General features: G+C 52.3%; 15 protein-coding genes and 1 pseudogene. 7 read left to right on the top strand and 9 right to left on the bottom strand.

All coding sequences use genetic code 11. The features are described from left to right. Positions 1–24: 24 nt before the first annotated feature. The 5 genes from EVJ30_RS13395 to recX all read right to left on the bottom strand — a co-directional run bounded on the left by EVJ30_RS13395 (position 25) and on the right by recX (position 7,831). Positions 25–1,203 (bottom strand): RtcB family protein, encoded by a 1,179-nt coding sequence (locus EVJ30_RS13395; RefSeq protein ID WP_131469464.1) that lies wholly within the window; start codon positions 1,201–1,203, stop codon positions 25–27. 13 nt (positions 1,204–1,216) lie between these two features. Continuing rightward, the gene (locus tag EVJ30_RS13390) at positions 1,217–3,262 is read right to left on the bottom strand and encodes an ABC transporter ATP-binding protein (protein ID WP_131456909.1); all 2,046 of its coding nucleotides are present in this window, start codon (positions 3,260–3,262) and stop codon (positions 1,217–1,219) included. Between the two features lie 24 nt (positions 3,263–3,286). Next, positions 3,287–5,011 carry an ABC transporter ATP-binding protein gene (locus EVJ30_RS13385; RefSeq protein WP_131456907.1) on the bottom strand — a complete coding sequence of 575 codons (1,725 nt, stop codon included), beginning with the start codon at positions 5,009–5,011 and terminating at the stop codon, positions 3,287–3,289. A gap of 315 nt (positions 5,012–5,326) precedes the next feature. Continuing rightward, a complete protein-coding gene (locus EVJ30_RS13380; protein WP_083274120.1) occupies positions 5,327–6,967 on the bottom strand; it encodes an L-lactate permease in 1,641 nt (546 codons plus the stop codon). Positions 6,968–7,018: 51 nt separating this feature from the next. After that, positions 7,019–7,831: a recombination regulator RecX gene (recX, locus tag EVJ30_RS13375; RefSeq protein WP_236634170.1), complete on the bottom strand. Its 813-nt coding sequence runs from the start codon at positions 7,829–7,831 to the stop codon at positions 7,019–7,021. Positions 7,832–7,987: 156 nt separating this feature from the next. On the opposite strand from recX, the gene EVJ30_RS13370 reads away from it, so the two are divergent. The 5 genes from EVJ30_RS13370 (at position 7,988) to EVJ30_RS13350 (ending at position 13,070) form a co-directional block, all read left to right on the top strand. Further along, entirely contained in the window at positions 7,988–8,896 is a 909-nt protein-coding gene (locus EVJ30_RS13370) for a TIGR01777 family oxidoreductase (RefSeq protein ID WP_131456901.1), read from the top strand. 13 nt (positions 8,897–8,909) lie between these two features. Beyond that, complete coding sequence (locus EVJ30_RS13365; protein ID WP_131456899.1) at positions 8,910–10,061, top strand: amidohydrolase; 1,152 nt, start codon at positions 8,910–8,912, stop codon at positions 10,059–10,061. 199 nt (positions 10,062–10,260) lie between these two features. Beyond that, on the top strand, positions 10,261–10,827 hold the full coding sequence (locus tag EVJ30_RS13360) for a GNAT family N-acetyltransferase (RefSeq protein WP_131456897.1): 567 nt from the start codon (positions 10,261–10,263) through the stop codon (positions 10,825–10,827). A gap of 168 nt (positions 10,828–10,995) precedes the next feature. Then, positions 10,996–11,685, top strand: coding sequence for a response regulator transcription factor (locus tag EVJ30_RS13355; RefSeq protein ID WP_131469463.1), 690 nt, complete (start codon positions 10,996–10,998; stop codon positions 11,683–11,685). Beyond that, positions 11,682–13,070, top strand: a complete 1,389-nt coding sequence (locus EVJ30_RS13350) for a sensor histidine kinase (protein WP_131456893.1) — start codon at positions 11,682–11,684, stop codon at positions 13,068–13,070. Before EVJ30_RS13355 ends, EVJ30_RS13350 begins: the two co-directional genes overlap by 4 nt. 25 nt (positions 13,071–13,095) lie before the next feature. On the opposite strand, the gene EVJ30_RS13345 is transcribed toward EVJ30_RS13350, so the two are convergent. After that, positions 13,096–13,383 (bottom strand): hypothetical protein, encoded by a 288-nt coding sequence (locus tag EVJ30_RS13345; RefSeq protein ID WP_131456891.1) that lies wholly within the window; start codon positions 13,381–13,383, stop codon positions 13,096–13,098. A 124-nt stretch (positions 13,384–13,507) separates the two neighbouring features. Between EVJ30_RS13345 and EVJ30_RS13340 the strand changes: the two genes are divergently transcribed. After that, positions 13,508–13,717, top strand: coding sequence for a hypothetical protein (locus tag EVJ30_RS13340; protein WP_070328939.1), 210 nt, complete (start codon positions 13,508–13,510; stop codon positions 13,715–13,717). Positions 13,718–13,749: 32 nt separating this feature from the next. Here the strand turns inward: EVJ30_RS13340 and cdd are convergent, their stop codons facing one another. The 3 genes from cdd to EVJ30_RS13325 form a co-directional block, all read right to left on the bottom strand. Beyond that, positions 13,750–14,157: a cytidine deaminase gene (gene cdd, locus EVJ30_RS13335; RefSeq protein ID WP_016510463.1), complete on the bottom strand. Its 408-nt coding sequence runs from the start codon at positions 14,155–14,157 to the stop codon at positions 13,750–13,752. Between the two features lie 94 nt (positions 14,158–14,251). Beyond that, positions 14,252–15,628: a 23S rRNA (uracil(1939)-C(5))-methyltransferase RlmD gene (gene rlmD, locus EVJ30_RS13330; RefSeq protein ID WP_131469461.1), complete on the bottom strand. Its 1,377-nt coding sequence runs from the start codon at positions 15,626–15,628 to the stop codon at positions 14,252–14,254. Then, the gene (locus EVJ30_RS13325; protein WP_016510454.1) at positions 15,625–15,834 is read right to left on the bottom strand and encodes a hypothetical protein; all 210 of its coding nucleotides are present in this window, start codon (positions 15,832–15,834) and stop codon (positions 15,625–15,627) included. Before EVJ30_RS13325 ends, rlmD begins: the two co-directional genes overlap by 4 nt. 85 nt (positions 15,835–15,919) lie before the next feature. On the opposite strand from EVJ30_RS13325, the pseudogene yfkAB reads away from it, so the two are divergent. Beyond that, a pseudogene (gene yfkAB, locus EVJ30_RS13320) lies at positions 15,920–16,498 on the top strand (radical SAM/CxCxxxxC motif protein YfkAB); the annotation flags it as partial. Between the last annotated feature and the right edge of the window lie 259 nt (positions 16,499–16,757).

Here is a 16,757-nt window from a genome sequence, read left to right as displayed (position 1 = left end):
GAAAAAGGCGAAACTGAATAATGTTCAGTTCGCCTTGAAGTTATAAAGCGGTTTAATCAGTTGATCAATCGTGACGGCCGGTTCAATATAGCGCACAATCTCTTTCATCGATTTATAGACGAACGGCGATTCATCGATTGTCGACTTCCGAACCGAACTCGACCAGACGCCTTCCATCGACTTTTTGAATTCGTTAAAGTCGACGCGTTTTCGTGCCGCTGAGCGCGACATGATGCGCCCGGCGCCATGCGGACCTGAGAAGTTCCAGTCCGGGTTGCCTTTTCCGGTACAGATGAGCGACCCGTCACGCATGTTCATCGGGATGATGACGCGCTCTCCGGCTTTTGCGGAAATCGCCCCTTTTCTGAGGATCATGTCGTCGTGATCGATATAGTTATGCACCGTATCGAACTGATCGACGACGTTCCAGTTCATCGCTTCGACGATGACATCGGTCATCGCCAGTCGGTTACTTGCCGCGTATTGTTGAGCAATCCGAACGTCATGCATGTAGTCGTCCATATCTGTCCCTTCGACATAGGCGAGATCTCGCAATCCTTGTTTTGCCGTCTTCGCGTACTCGAGATAAGCTTGAATCTCACCTTCGCGTCCAGTTTCTTTCAAACGCTCGATCTCATTCTGTACTTCTGTCGTATCCATCATATGACGGATCGCTCGCTGCTGATAGTGTTCAGCAATTTGGACACCGAGGTGGCGTGAACCCGAATGGATGACGAGAAACGTCCGTCCATGATCATCACGGTTCACCTCGATGAAATGATTGCCCGAGCCAAGTGTCCCGACCGAGCGTAACGCCCGGTCTAGCTTATACGGGGCGCGAACGTCTTCTAGTGGAACCTTTGACGCGTACGAATGCGCCGACTCCCGGATGTTCATCCCACTCGGAACGAATTGACGAATCACATCGTCAAGTTTTTGAAAATCGATCCGCTTCACATTGATCTCGGTGCAAAGCATGCCACACCCGAGATCGACACCGACGAGGTTCGGTACGATTTTGTCGTGAATCGTCATCGTCGTCCCGACGACCGAACCTTTGCCGGCATGCATGTCGGGCATGATTCGAATCGCTGCCCCTTCCGTGAACGGTTGGTCGACGAGCGTTTGAATCTGTGCGCGCGTCATATCATCAATCCGTTCATTGAACACTTTAGCTTGATTATATTTGCCGATGATCTCCATAACGTTTCCTTTCTCAGCTGATCACTTGCTGTTTACTTTGCAACTCATGCATCCGGGCGTAAACACCACCGTCAGCGATGAGTGACTGATGATTCCCGCGCTCGATGATTTGACCGTGGTCGAGGACGAGGATTTGATTGGCCTCACGAATCGTCGACAATCGGTGCGCGATGACGAACGTTGTGCGTCCGTACGTGAGCGTCTTCAGCGCGTCTTGGATGAGCGCCTCTGTCTCTGAGTCGACACTAGCCGTCGCCTCGTCAAGGACGAGGATGGCCGGGTCAAACACGAGCGCCCGGGCGAAACTAATCAATTGCCGCTCTCCGCTCGAGAGTGAAGCGCCGCGCTCGATGACAGGCTCGTCGAGTCCTTGCGGCAGCTGCTTGACGAACCGATCGGCACCGACCGCCGTCAACGCTTGCCAAATCCGTTCATCGGGAATGGTCTCGTCACCGAGCGTCACGTTCGTCCGAATCGAGCCCGTGAACAAGAACGGGTCTTGCAGCACGATACCGAGATGGTCCCGAACGGCTTGCGTCGGAAGTTTCGTCACGTCCATCCCATCGATGCAAAGTTTTCCTGACGACGGGTCGTAAAAGCGCATGAGCAAGTTCATGATCGAACTCTTGCCGCTACCGGTATGACCGACGAGCGCGATCGTCTCACCAGGTGCCGCTTGAATGTCGATGTGTTTCAACACTGGTTTCCCAGCCTCATAGCTGAACGACACGTCGTCGAACACGACTTCGCCTTTAAAGCGCGGAATGCGCTCAGACGATACGTTTTCGCCTGTCTCATCGAGCAGTTGGAACATTCGGTCCGCCGAAACGAGCGCTTGCTGGAGCGGTGACAACTGGTTCATAATTTGCGTCACCGGCTCAAAAATACGGGACACATAATCGATGTAGGCGTAAAGTATCCCGAGCGTGAGCACACTGCCCGTTCCGAGCGTTTGCGCACCGACGACCCAAATGAGGAGCGCGAGTGCCATGTTGCGGAAGAAGTTGACCAAGTTGTGCGACATAAGAGCGTCGAGCTTCAACAGTTTCCGGCGTGTCTGGAAGTTGTCGCTGTTCTTGACGTCGAACTCATCATAGACGAGATCTTCCCGCACATACGATTGAATGATTGGCATCGTTTGGATGCTCTCGTTCAATTGTGCGTTCATATCGGCGACGAGCGCCCGGACTTTAAAGTTGTTCCGGGTCGAGAGACGCTGGAACAACTTCACCCAGACGATGACGACCGGGATGATGATGAGCGAGACGAGTCCGAGGCGGACGTCTAGGAAGAACATGGCGATCAAAACACCGATCATCATGACGACGCTTTGGAAGACGCGGGCGAGAACGCCCAAATACAAATCACGAATCGTCTCCGTATCGTTCGTGACCCGGCTGACGATTTTCCCGATCGGCGTCTGGTCAAAGTAACGGACTGGAATCGTCTGCAAATGCCTCATGACGTCAAGGCGCATCGTCTTAACGATTGTATGCGCCGAACGTTGTAAGAGCATCTGTTGCCCCCAGTTGAGACCTGCCGCGATGAACAACAGGACGACGTAGATGGCAGATAAGACGAAAACGGCCCGAAGATCCGTCTCATAAAACTGGAAGACGTCGGTCGAAGACAACGGCACGATGTTGTCGTACGTCGCTGTCTCCTCACTCCGCGTGATGGTCAAGGCGCCGTTATCGACTTCTCTGACCCCACCGCTCATGACGGCGTCCGGTACGAGATAGTAGCCTTCGGTCGTCTGAACGATCGAGACGGGACGGACGACGTCTTGCCCGTCCAACCGCGTCTCTTTCTCATAGTTATTGCCGTCAAACGAGACACTGCCCCCGGCCTCGACTTGAACCCAGTCGCGCTCGATGGCGACGATATGGTCATCGATGATGATTTTTGCGATATACGGTCCCGCAAGTTCTGCGCCGACCGCTAAAAAGAGTAGGATCAACCCGAGGAAAATCGAGCGCTTCACTTGTTTGGCATAGCCAACGAGTGAGCGAATCGTCTTTTTCCTACGGACCGGATCTAATTCGTGTTGATCGATCATAAGAGATTCCCCCTTTCGTACGGATTACTCCGTCTCTCCTTGTCGATTGAACTGTTCGAAATACCAACCGTGCTGTTTCATCAGTTGGTCATGTGTGCCGCGTTCCGTGACGCGACCGTCTTGCAAGACAAGGATTTGATCAGCGTGGGAAACGGCAGACAAGCGGTGCGCGACGATGAACGTCGTCTGTTCGGCACGGCTCGTCCGGACCGAATCGATGATTCGGGCTTCCGTTTTCGCATCGACCGCCGAGAGCGAATCGTCGAGCAATAAAATCTCTGGGTCTTTCAAGAGCGCACGCGCAATCGACAGACGTTGTTTCTGTCCGCCTGACAGCATGACCCCTTGCTCGCCGACGACCGTATCGAGCCCGTTCTCTAAATGCTCGATATCGGTATCAAACGCCGCAAGCCGAATCGCCGTCTCGAGGTCGGCTTCGGTCGCGTCATCGGCCCCGAACAAGATGTTGTCGCGGACCGTCTTCGAGAACAATAGATGTTCTTGTGACACGTAACCGCTCCAACCTCGTACCGTGTCGAGTTTAATTTGGTGAACCGGGATCCCGTTGACGAGCAACGAGTCGTCGATCGGATATTCGCGGATCAGCTGACGCAGGAGCGTCGTTTTGCCGGCCCCGGTCGGTCCGACGATTCCGATCGTTTCTCCGCGTGATACGTGGAGCACGATGTCTTCGAGCGACGGGCGGCTCGCACCCGGATAGCGGAACGATAACGATTTGAAGGTGATCTTCTCTGGCACGTCGACTTGCACCGTACCGTTCGAGACGACGTCCGGCGCTTCGTTCATCGTCGCTTCGATCCGCTCTAAGCTCGCCGTCCCGCGTTGGACGACGTTGATCAACTCACCGAACGCGTACATCGGCCAGATGAGCATCCCGAGATAAATGTTGAACGAGACGAGTTGACCGAGCGTGATGTCATTCGTAAAGACGAGGTACGTCCCGAACGACAAGCCGATCAAGTAACTCAAACCGACGAGCAGTTTGATGACCGGTTCGAATAAGACGTCAATTTTAGCGACGTGCATGTTTTTCGCCATGACGTCGTCGGTGATCGTATCGAACTTCTTCGTATCTGCCTCTTCTTGCACGAACGAACGGATGACGCGAAGTCCTGAAATCGATTCGACGACTTGGTCGTTCATAACGCCGAACGAATCTTGGGCCGCCGTGAAGCGGGCGTGAATTTGACGGCCGAGCTTATTCATCGACCAGGCGAGTAACGGCATCGGCAACAGTGCCGCGAGCGTCAATTTCCAATCGATGAACACCCCCATGATCGTCAATGCGATCAGCGTCATGTTGAACGAATCGACGAGCGTCATGACACCAAAGCCGGCCGTCCGTTCAACCGCTTTCAAATCATTTGTCGCGAGCGCCATCAAGTCCCCGGTGCGGTGCTGTTGATAAAACCGTGGCGTCTGTTTGAGCAAATACCCGAAGAATCGGGCCCGCAGTTTTTTCTCGAGCAGGAACGCCGTCCCGAATAGACGCGCGATCCACAAGTACGATAAAACGTACGATAACACCATGATGCCTAGCAGTGAGCCGACGATTGTGATGAGCCGTTCCGTCGTCAAACTTCCTTCGCGGATCGCATCGATCGCTTGCCCGATAATCCATGGCGGGAGCATATCGATGACCCCGGTAATGATGAGCAAAATGATCGCAATGACATACGTCCGTTTCTGCCTCTTAATAAACCAATCCAATTGTTTAATCAGTTTCACGACTGATTCCCCCTTCCGTCCTTTCCGAGCACGCAAAAAAGCGCACTCCACCTGATTGTGCAACCAATCGGATGAAGTACGCTTGAAAGTCTTCAGTCATTTGCATGGTCAGGGAAAAGACACTACCCCTATCCAGCTGCCATTTTACGCAGTCAAATACGAGTAGCCATATGATGTTGTGTGTGTGCGTTGTAGTGTAGTGATGTACTTCATCATGTTGGCTCCTCTCTCTTCATAGTTTGAAAATCTACTAAAACCTTAGCAGACTGTTCAGAAAATTGTCAATATTTTTTTGTAAAAATATTGTAACTTGTTTCAGTTTAAGAAGAACGTCGCGAGAATCATCCCGACGATCCCTGTTGCCGTCACGTAATAGATCATCGGCATGAGCGTGTAGCGAATGATCGTTCCTTCTTTACCGAGCAGACCCGCTACCGAAGCGACCGCGACGACGTTCAGCACACAGATCATGTTACCAGCGTTCGCGCCGGCCATCTGCATCGACAAGGCGAGCGTCTCACTCATCCCGACCGAATCGGCGACATTCGTCGTCAAGCTCGAGAACATCATGTTCGAGAACGTGGCCGATCCCGATACGAACGCTCCGAGCGCCCCGATCCACGGTGCGACAAGCGGCCAAACACCACCAAACGTGTCCGCTGCAGCCGTCGCGAGTTCGACTGGCATCGATGCGAGTCCAGCTCCGCCATTCTCTGAATGGATAAAGATTCGAACCATTGGAACTGACGCCGCAAGCGTGATTAACGTTCCGCCGATGCCGAGTGTCGTCGCTTTAAAGACCGACGTCACTTGCGACCAACTCATATTGTGCAAGAAGAACGTCGCAATCATCGTCAAGATGAACATGAACCCTGGTGAATAGAACGGCTCCCACGACGTCGAGATTCCTTCTACCCCTAAAATGTTCGGGAGGTCAATCCGGACACTGCGCGTCAACTCGTTCAAGAACGGGACCGTCCGTGTCAAGATGAGGAAGATCGTCAAAATCAAGTAAGGTGCCCATGCTTTCCACTGCGGAAGTTCACGTTTCCCTTTCCCAACTGTCGGCTGTTCAACCGGTTGGTCGAGCTCGTCGGCGTAACCGTCAAACGTCCAAATCCGTTTTGGCATGAGAATACCTTTTCGTGCCATCGCGACGAGAATCACAAGACCAGTCAAGCCACCGAGCATGCCCCCAAATTCAAATCCGAGGATGAGCGTCCAAATATAAGCCGGAACGCTGTAGACGAGCGCCGCCACGAGGGCAATCGGCAGTACTTCGAATGCAGGTTTGACCGACTTCGCTTTACTAAAGAATCGAGTCAGCATCAAAATCAAAATGAACGGGATAAAAAGACCAACGAGCATATCGATCAATACCGTCTGTAAGACGACACTTGTCAAAAATTCGATTGATTCCGGCTTGCTCACATCGAGCGAGAGTCCGTTACCAATCCCGATCAAAGCCGGTGTCCCGACTGCACCGAACGTGACGGCCGATACGTCGGCCGACAAGGCGATTACAACAGCCGCGATTGGCGGGAAACCTAGTGCGATCAATAGCGGGGCCGCCACCGTCGCCGGTGTCCCAAAGCCTGAAGCACCTTCAATGAACGAAACGAACAACCAGCCGACGATGAGGACTTGAATCCGCGGATCCGGTGTGATGGTGACAAAACCGGAACGGATGGCGTTCATACCGCCGCCCTCTTTCATCGTATTCATCATCCCGATCGCGCCATACACGATCCATGCTGCCGTGATCGCGATGACGATTCCTTGTAACACCGCCGCTGTAATGCGGGTTGCATCAAGTTCCCAGACGAAGAACGCAAGTAGCGCTGTCAATAGGAGCGAGAGTGGCATCGCAACCGATGCTGGTAAACGCATAATAACCAATAATACAAGCACAGCCAAAATTGGCACAAGTGCTGTAATCCATTCAAAAATCGTCAATGTAGACCCACCTTTTCAGATTTTTTTCCCCTGCCGTAAATGAATTTCCCGTTATGTCTCTTGTTCAGCGAGTCGTTCTAAAGTCCGGTCAATCACCTCATACGGAAATCCTTTGCTCCGAAGCTGCATCTTCACGCGCTGTTTCCGCTCATATGGGGCATACCCGTTGTACTTCCGACTCAGTTTTTCAGCCTGCTTCAAGCAAGCCGAAAGCTCGACGTCCTCATCCTCGTTTTCCCAAAACGTAAGGATCGCCTCTGAAATGATATCAAACGTAAATCCTCTTTGCACCAGGGTTTGTTGAATTCTTTGTTGCACTTCTGTGGCGGAACGGCGATTCGTTTCCAGTTGTTTCCTATTTACGAACTTTCCGGCTTTCTCAAGTTGGTCTTCGTGCGAGATCGCAGCGATGACCTCTTCGATGATTTCAGGTGTGATTCGAAGCTGGACCAGTTCCCGCTTGATTTTGATCGGCCCGCTCGGACTCGTGTTAAACTTCGTTTGGGTGTAGGCTTTGGCGAATTCGGCATCGTTCAAGTAGCGTTGTTCAATCAATCTGTCAATCACGCGCTTGATGGCCGCCTCATCTATCTCTTTCTTCACGAGATAGTCACGGACCTCTGAAACGGCACGCATTCGGTACGATAAATAATTGACGGCTGCTTTGTATGCTTTCTGTTCTTCTTCGGCTTGAAGGACGTCACGGACAAAATCGTCTTCAAGTTCCATCCCTTTCGTCAATCCATATTTAATGAAGACGTCTAAATCGATGGCGAACGCGAACTCTTCTTGCCCGTCTTTCTCGATGAAGACGTTCAAGCGGTCCTTATTTTTCTTTTGAGCCGTAAACTTGCTGATTTTCATGAAACCCCCTCCTTTTCCTGCTTCTAACATATCACGTTCCCCTTTTCAGAAGGATTTTTGATAAGTTAAAAGAAAGGGTATTTATTTAATTAGCTATTGTATTTACCGTTATCATACCCGATTTGAAAACGCTTCAAGAATAATGGAGGGATTCACATGAAAATTGCAATCACCGGTGGTACCGGATTGATCGGTCGGCCGCTCGTTCGGGCGCTAGCCGAGGCCGGTCATCAAGTCGTCGTCTTGACGCGCCATCCGCGCCCACGTCAAGGAGGCATCTCGTTCGTCGAATGGTTGACGCCAGACAGCCGTCCCGAGACCGAACTCCAAGATGTCGACGCCTTTATCCACTTGGCAGGCGCCTCCATTAACGACGGACGCTGGACGCACAAACAAAAACAAGCCATCCTCCAAAGCCGTATCGATGGGACGAAAGAAGTCGTTCGCATCATCAAAAACATGAAGCAGAAACCGGACGTCGTCATCAGCGGGTCAGCGATCGGCATTTACGGCGAAGACCGGTCGATCACTTACTCGGAATCGACACCGCTCCCGGACCGGACCAACTTCTTAGGAAACGTCTGCGTCTTGTGGGAGAAAGAAATCGCGCCTGTCGCCGATATGGACATTCGTCTCGCCACGATGCGAACTGGTGTCGTCTTGTCAAACGACGGCGGCGCGTTCCCGCTCATGAAGCTGCCCTACACGCTCGGTGCCGGCGGACGGCTCGGTTCCGGAAAACAGTGGGTCCCTTGGATCCACATAGACGATCTCGTCCGCTTATTCGTCTACATCATCGAGACCGATTCGATACACGGACCGGTCAACGGGACGGCGCCGACACCAGTGACGATGGACGAGTTCGGAAAGACGCTCGGACAAGTGATGCATCGGCCGCACTGGGCCCCGGCTCCGGCCCCGATCCTCAAACTCGCACTCGGCGAAAAGAGCGTGATCGTACTTGAAGGTGCCAAAGTCGTTCCGACAAAAGCGCTCAATCACGGCTTCCGTTTTCGCTATGAGACGTTAGAACCCGCACTAAAACAACTACTGCATTTGACTTGAAAGGAGACAGCTCGTGAGTAATCTATTAATTCGTAACGCTCATATTTACCCGATCACCGCGCCAAACTTTTACGGGGACATTCGCATAAAAGATGGAAAAATTGTCGAAATGGCGGACTTGTTAGATCCAACGCACGGCGAGACCGTCATCGAGGCGGAAGGCAACTTCCTGTTCCCCGGTTTCATCGATGCCCACACCCATCTCGGACTGTATGACGAAGGGACGGGTTCCGTCGGGAATGACGCCAATGAGACGGTCGAAGCGATGACACCGCACGCCCGGGCCATCGACGGGGTTTATCCGCTCGATGAAGGCTTCCGTGAAGCGCTCATGGCCGGTGTCACGGCGGTCCAAGTCATGCCGGGTAGCATGAACGTCATCGGCGGAGTGACGAGCGTCATTAAAACGCACGGTCGCTTTATCGAGGATATGGTGTTACGCCGGTATGCCGGCTTGAAACTTGCTCTCGGCGAAAACCCGAAACGCGTCCACAGTATGGGGAAATCCGGTGAGTTGACCCGCATGGGCATCATGGGACTATTGCGAGAGGCGTTCCGGACCGTCGATTCGACGAAGACGATCGGTACGTTCGGGAGTCAGATGATCCAACTCGCGCTCGACCGGAAGATGCCGGTCCGTGTCCACGCCCACCGTGCCGACGACATTCTTTCGGTCGTCCGTTTCGCTCAAGAGTTCGATCTCGATTACCGGATTGAGCACTGTACGGAAGGTCACCTCGTCGCGGAGAAGTTACGTGAACTCGGCGTCAAACATGTCACCGTCGGACCGACGTTCACCCGTAAATCTAAAATCGAACTTCAAAACAAAACGTGGGAGACGTACCGTATCTTGCATGAACACGATATGATCGTCTCGATCACGACCGACCATCCATATACCCCGGTCCAATATTTGAATCTATGCGCCGGTCTTGCCGCCCGTGAAGGCCTTCCAGTCGACGTCGCCCTGCGCGCTATCACGATTCATCCGGCCCAGTCACTCGGGGTTGATGACCGCGTCGGGTCACTCGAAGTCGGCAAAGACGCCGACCTCGTCTTGTGGAGTCACTTCCCGCTCGACTACATGTCGAAGCCGATCATGACCATCGTCGACGGCCGCATCGTCTACTCGACGGATCGCTCGAAAACCCATCATGAAATGTGAGTAACCCCAGCCGTGAAAGCGCTCTTTTATTTTTTTTGTGAAGTTACATTTTATTTGCTTGCTTTTTCAAAAAAAGTCTATAAAATAATCTTGTAACTCATAAAAGAGAGCAGCCAAGGCAAGTTCGAACAACGTAGCCAGAAGTATGCTTTCGTTACAACTATTCTTCAGCGGTCTGAACTAGGAGGAGGAATGTTTGGTGCTCAAATTTCGTGAGCTTACCGACTGCGCGGAGTTGTTCGAACTGATGCAACACCCAGATGTCTTTCCATATGTCCGTCAAAAGACGGTCCACTTTGACGAGTTTTTATTTAGCACGAAGCAAATCATCGAGCTAGAAGAGCAAGGAAACATCATCTCACGTACAATTACGAACGAGTTCGGTACCCCGATCGGGACGATCAGCTTGTTCGATGTGGAAACCGGTTACGGCTTCCTCGGTACGTGGCTTGGCAAACCGTACCATGGGAAAGGTTACAATCAAGTCGCGAAAGAAACGTTCTTCTCAGAGCTGTTCTTCGACCTTGATATTGAGAGTGTATTTTTAAAGATTCGTAAGGCAAATGAGCGTTCGATCGCGGCGGCGGCAAAACTTCCTTATGCGTTTTGCGCCGATGAGATCCGGCCCGATTTGTTAGCAGAAGTTAATAGCGGTGACGTCGAATACGTCTTGTATGAAGTGTCGAAGTCGAGCTTCCAGCTGTACTTGCATTCACTTCATGCGCCTGAGTTCGATCATTCGTACGAAGCCCAACTCGAAGCATAAGCCAATTCTGACAAAGAATTGGCTTTTTTGTGGCGTTTTTGTGTGGATTTGTTGAGGACAACTTTACGAGAATGAATAATTCTGTTCTAATTCGAAGAGATAGGTATGATAGAAGTATGAGGGAATTATCACATCCTTCGTTAACCGGTTTGTAAAGGAGAATGCCAGATGATAGAACCAGTATTTCGAATCTTAGTAACCGACGATGAGGAGCAGATGCGAGATTTGCTCGTTTCCAATTTAGCAAAAGAAGGCTATGAGACGGTCACCGCCACGAACGGCCTTGAGGCGATCGACTTGTTAAAAGAAAAGTCGTTCCACCTCGTCTTGCTCGACGTCATGATGCCCGAGCTCGACGGTCTGACCGCCTGCATGCGCATCCGTGAGTTTTCGAACGTCCCGATCATCATGCTGACGGCCCGGTCTGAAGAACTCGACCGGATTCACGGATTGAAGATCGGCGCGGACGACTACATCACAAAACCGTTCAGCCCGCGCGAACTGCTCGCCCGAATCGAAGCGACACTCCGGCGCACGCACAACTTCTCAAAAGAGCAAGAAGCCACGTTCGACGCCGGTGTCTTATCGATCGATATCGAAGGCCGCGCCGTCAGCGTGAAAGGCAAAACTGTCAACTTGACACGCAAGGAGTTCGATCTCCTCTACTTGTTCATCACGAACGAAGACAAAGTGTTCTCTCGGGAACAGCTCCTCGACCAGATTTGGGGTACCGAATACCACGGCAATCTCCGGACGGTCGACACGCACATTAAGACGCTCCGTCTCAAGCTCGGCGAAGCCGGTGGCTACATCCAGACCGTCTGGGGGATCGGCTACAAGTTCGAGGCGAACGTATGAAGCAATACACGATCCGGAAGCGGATTTGGATCACCATCTGGACGGCCAGCCTCTTCTCTGCGTTCGTGTTCATCATCATGACGTTTTACTTGTACGACAAGTTTTACATTCAGACGCAAGAAGAACTGCTGATCAACCGCGGAGAGAAACTCGTCACCATCTATAAGGCGGACGGCTTCTCCGACGCGTTCGCCGACAGCATGACGTACACGAACGAACTGACCGAAACGAAAGTGTTCCTCTCGTCCGTACGGGAAGATAGTCTCGGCTCCGGGAAGACGTTTTTACGCGAACAAGATCTCGCTCGTTTGCAAGACGGGTACGCCATCTCGGTCACGCGCAAGCACCCGACCGAGGATGTCGACATTCTCATGTCGGCGTTCCCGCTCATCCGTGACGGCGAACTCGATAATGCCCTCATCCTCTATATGGAGCTGAGTAAAATCAGTGAGCCGTTCCAGCCGATCCGGCTGATGATCACGTTCTTGCTCATCTTGATGATTGTCAACTTGCTCATTTTCGGGACGCAAATCATCGACACGATCATTCAACCGCTCATCCAAATGAAGCGCGCTTCCCAAGTGTATGCCAAAGGTGACTTCACGCACCGCATCCCGATCGATTCCGATGACGAGATCGGTGACTTGGCCGAGACGCTCAACCGGATGGCCGAGTCGCTCGGACTCGTCGAGGAGCAGCGCAAAGAATTTTTGGCGAACGTCAGCCATGAGCTCCGGACCCCGCTATCTTACATTCGCGGGTATACCGAGATGCTGCAAGACCCGACGCTCGACGAGAAGACGCAAGCCCAGTATTACGACATCATCGAGAACGAGACGGAGCGGTTGCAACGACTCGTCAACGACCTGCTCGACCTCGCCCAGCTCGAACGCGATTCGTATCCGATGACGAAAGAACCGGTCGTGTACTCACAAGTGCTCGAAGACGTGTTATACCGGTTTGAACCGATCGCGCGCGCGAAAGGCGTCACCATCAAAGCGGATCTCGACTTTGACCTCATCATTCTCGGGGATCACGATCGCCTCGAGCAAGTCGTCGGAAACTTACTTGATAACGCCCTTCGTTATACGGATGCCGGCAAGTCGATCCATGTGAGGACGTTCGCGGAAGAGAACTATGCCATCACCGAGATTCGCGATGAAGGCCGGGGCATCCCGAAAGAAGATCTCGATCAATTGACGAAACGTTTTTACCGCGTCAACAAATCGCGGACGCGTGAAGACGGCGGTACCGGACTCGGGCTCGCCATCGCCAAGCACATCATGGAACGCCATGGCGGCTCGATGCATTTCACGTCCGAAGTCGGCAGCGGCACGACCGTGTCGCTTGCTTTGCCGCTCTTGCCAGACGATGAAGACATATAAAAGAGGCAGCCGCGGCTGCCTCTTTTTAAATATCTTTGCCTTTATAGGCATCATCTGATTCGTTCATGAGCCGATCGCGTTCGGCGTGTGTCTGCGGGAACCCGTTCGCTTGCCACTCGGCCCGGTTGTTCGAATCGAGTTGTGTCAGCCCTGCTTCCGCCTCGTCTTTATCGGAATCGACACTCTCCATCTTGTCCATCTTGCTCCACATGTTATCCTTGCGGTCTTGCGTCAACAGCGCCGCGACTTTCGGCGCGACGAGTGCAGCACCAGCCACACCGAGCACGATCCCCATCAATACTTTCTTATCCATCCAATACCCCTCCTTAGTCACTATGCACAGATAATTCCACTGTTCCCGAAACTTGAAACACTTTTCTAAAGCGTTTACACAAAATCAGGAAGTGGAATAACACTCAAAGAAGGAGGCGATGGAGATGAAGAAGCAGGAACAACCGTCAAAACGACCGTTCGATAATCCGGACGCCGTCGATACGGACAAAGAGAGCATCTTTGACCAAGAAGGCATGGAGACGGTCGACCCGATCCCGGTCGAAGAGCTAAATCAAAAAGTGAAAGACGAGAAACGAAAGCGCCACTCAAAAGACGACTCGGTCAGCGAGAAAAAATATGACGGCAACAAATAAGGATGCGGACAAAGTTGTCCGCATCCTTATTTTCATGTTAAGTCTTTTGGCGAGAAGCCGTATGGCAGCATCTCTTCTTTTGTCATCACTTTCGTCTCACCGGCCATGTTGGCCAAGATCAACGTGAAGTCGTCACTCGCAAACTCGGCGATGACTTGACGACAAGCGCCGCATGGCGAGATCGGGCCTTCCGTGTCTCCGACGACGACGACCGTGTCGATCGACTTGCTGCCTTCCGATACCGCCTTGAAGATGGCAGTCCGCTCGGCACACATCGACAAACCGTACGACGCGTTCTCGACGTTACAACCTAAGATTTCCTTACCCGTCTCATCGATGACGACGGCACCGACGTTGAACTTCGAGTAAGGTGTATATGCGCGCGACCGCGCGTCAATCGCCTTATGAACGAGCTCTTGAACTTTTTCATGTGGAATCATTGAATGTTCCTCCGCTTCTTGAATTTAAAAAAGAAGTCTGACATCTGAACTATAACGTGAAAACGTTTTCTTGACAAGCGTTTTCACGGTCCCGTCAATATTTTTTCTTCTTCTTTTTCTCGAAGACGACAATCGATTCGACGTGAGCCGTTTGCGGGAACATATCGTACGGTTGGACGTAGTTGATCTTATAATCGGCTTTCATGAGTTGATCCGCGTCGCGCACGAGCGTCTGCGGGTTACATGACACGTAGACGATCCGTTTCGCTTTCGAAGAAATCATCGCGTTTAGGAGCTGATGGTCCACACCTGTTCGCGGCGGGTCGACGACGATCACGTCAGGAATCCAACCGTCTTTCACCCAGCGTGGAATCCAATGTTCAGCGCGCCCCTCGACGTATGTCGCATGATTGTAGCCGTTCTCACGCATGTGAGCATTTGCGTCTTCAACCGCTTCAGGTACGACTTCCATCCCGCGAATCTCTTTCGCGTGCGGTGCGAGCCAAAGTCCGATTGAACCGACACCGGCGTACGCATCGATGACGCGTTCTTCACCAGTCAGACCGGCCGCCTCGACGACTTCACGATACATGACTTCGGTTTGGGCCGGATTGAGTTGGAAGAAAGCACGTGGCGACAAGTGGTAATGCACATCGTCTAGCTGCTCGTCCATCTTGTCTTGACCGGCGATGTGGACCGTTCGGTAACCGAAGATGACGCCCGACCGGTTCGAGTTGATGTTGATATGGAACGAGACGACATTCGGCAATTCCATGATGCGGTCGCTGAGCGTATCCAAGTTCGGTACGTCCTCACTCCCGACGACGAGAACGACTTGAACGTCGTTCGTCTTGTAACCTGAACGGACGACGATCGTCCGGGCAAAACCGACGTCACGTCTCGCGTCATAGACCGGGATGTCGAGCTCGTTCAAAATACGGACGATGGCGTTGTTGACGTTCGTCGTATCACGTTGTTGCACCATGCAGTGCTCGATCGGCACGAGGTCGTTCGAGTTCGGCTTGTAGAGGCCTGAGACGATCTCGCCGCGTTGGACTGACAACGGGAATTGGGACTTATTACGATAGTACCAAGGGTTTTCCATCCCTTTCGTCGGACGGATATCGGACTTATCGACGTTCAACTTCGTCTTCTGACGGAACGCGTTGCGGACGATGTCTTCTTTATAGTCCATTTGCAGACGTGAACTCATATGTTGAATCTGGCAACCGCCACATTCGTCATAAATCGGACACGGCGGTTTGACCCGGTCCGGCGAGTCGTTGTGTCGCTTCGTGACCCGCGCCTCGGCATAGTTTCGTTCGATGCGCGTGATTTCGATATCGGCTCGTTCCCCTGGTAACAGGTTCGGGATAAAGATGACCATCCGATTGATCATCGCGATGCCCTCCCCGTTAATGCCTAACCGTTCTGCTTTCGTGCTTGCACGTTCTCCTACGATCAATTTCAATGTGTTTCATCCTTTCGAGATACTTGTTCTAAATCTTTGGCGTAACGTACGACTTTCGCACGTAAGGAATCAATATCAGCTAACAATCGATGCAAATCCTCTGGCGTCGTGAATTCGTCTAACGTGTTGACTGATAAGCACAGTAACTCCGTTCTCGATTTTAACACGTTCATTTTTCCTGCCGTATCTGTTCGTGATTTACCCATCTCATGATCGCTCCTTCGCTTAGTGACAAAGAGTTGTTATTATAGCATACTATTTCGTGTAACTTGATAAAAAGGTGGAATCCACATGCAAAACATCTCGACGACGTTCGATCCGTGGGAAGCGTATCTCGATCAAACCGAGTTCGGTCGACTCGTTCTCTCGAACGTCGAAGTGACGACGACGAAACTATGCAATATGCGCTGCGAGCATTGTGCGGTCGGCTATATGCTCGATCAAACGGAAGAACCCGAGGTCCCGCTCGAACTGTTGATCTCACGCCTCGACGAGATCGAGCACTTGCGCGCCTTCTCGATCACGGGCGGTGAGCCGATGCTGTCGATGAAGTCAGTTCGAAACTATGTCGTCCCGCTTCTACGCTACGCTAAGGAGCGCGGTGCCCGCACACAGATCAACTCGAACTTGACGTTGCCGCTATCTCGCTATCATCTTATTACCCCTTACCTCGACGTTTTGCACATTTCTCATAATTGGGGAACGGACGCCAATTTCTTAGAGGGCGGTTTCGCGATGATGGACCGCAAGCCGAGCGAATCCGCTCGGCTCAAGATGCTTCAGACGATGAAGGACAATGCCCGAGCCCTCACGGCCGAAGGGGTCATCGTATCGGCCGAGACGATGATCAACAAGCGGACAATCCCACATTCAACATAATTAAGCGAGAATTCTCCCACCTCTAAGCGTCTGGGGCGAAGCCCAGCGTAGGTGGGAGATGAATCGCCCGTACATAAACTTCTTGGCCACCCCTGTGACAGATATGACGAACATAAGTTCGTGATTCCGTCAGATTTCCCTTCCCCCGTCGCGGGTATCGGATGAGGAAGGCGTTCATCACGATCATCGGCCGAGAGGAGGGGGAGACATGCTGAATGGCTACAAATACAGGCTCCACCCGACGTCGGAA

Source organism: Exiguobacterium sp. SH5S13, assembly GCF_004337085.1.
Classification (GTDB): domain Bacteria; phylum Bacillota; class Bacilli; order Exiguobacteriales; family Exiguobacteriaceae; genus Exiguobacterium; species Exiguobacterium aurantiacum_A.
Note: the sequence above shows the minus strand (reverse complement) of the source record. Positions and strands in the feature narration are given on the sequence as shown.

Coding starts and splice junctions, on each gene's coding strand:
- EVJ30_RS13355 (WP_131469463.1), top strand. CDS start 10,996: ATGATAGAACCAGTATTTCGAATCTTAGTAACCGACGATGAGGAGCAG.
- EVJ30_RS13370 (WP_131456901.1), top strand. CDS start 7,988: ATGAAAATTGCAATCACCGGTGGTACCGGATTGATCGGTCGGCCGCTC.
- EVJ30_RS13340 (WP_070328939.1), top strand. CDS start 13,508: ATGAAGAAGCAGGAACAACCGTCAAAACGACCGTTCGATAATCCGGAC.
- recX (WP_236634170.1), bottom strand. CDS start 7,831: ATGAAAATCAGCAAGTTTACGGCTCAAAAGAAAAATAAGGACCGCTTG.
- EVJ30_RS13325 (WP_016510454.1), bottom strand. CDS start 15,834: ATGGGTAAATCACGAACAGATACGGCAGGAAAAATGAACGTGTTAAAA.
- EVJ30_RS13350 (WP_131456893.1), top strand. CDS start 11,682: ATGAAGCAATACACGATCCGGAAGCGGATTTGGATCACCATCTGGACG.
- EVJ30_RS13345 (WP_131456891.1), bottom strand. CDS start 13,383: ATGGATAAGAAAGTATTGATGGGGATCGTGCTCGGTGTGGCTGGTGCT.
- cdd (WP_016510463.1), bottom strand. CDS start 14,157: ATGATTCCACATGAAAAAGTTCAAGAGCTCGTTCATAAGGCGATTGAC.
- EVJ30_RS13395 (WP_131469464.1), bottom strand. CDS start 1,203: ATGGAGATCATCGGCAAATATAATCAAGCTAAAGTGTTCAATGAACGG.
- EVJ30_RS13390 (WP_131456909.1), bottom strand. CDS start 3,262: ATGATCGATCAACACGAATTAGATCCGGTCCGTAGGAAAAAGACGATT.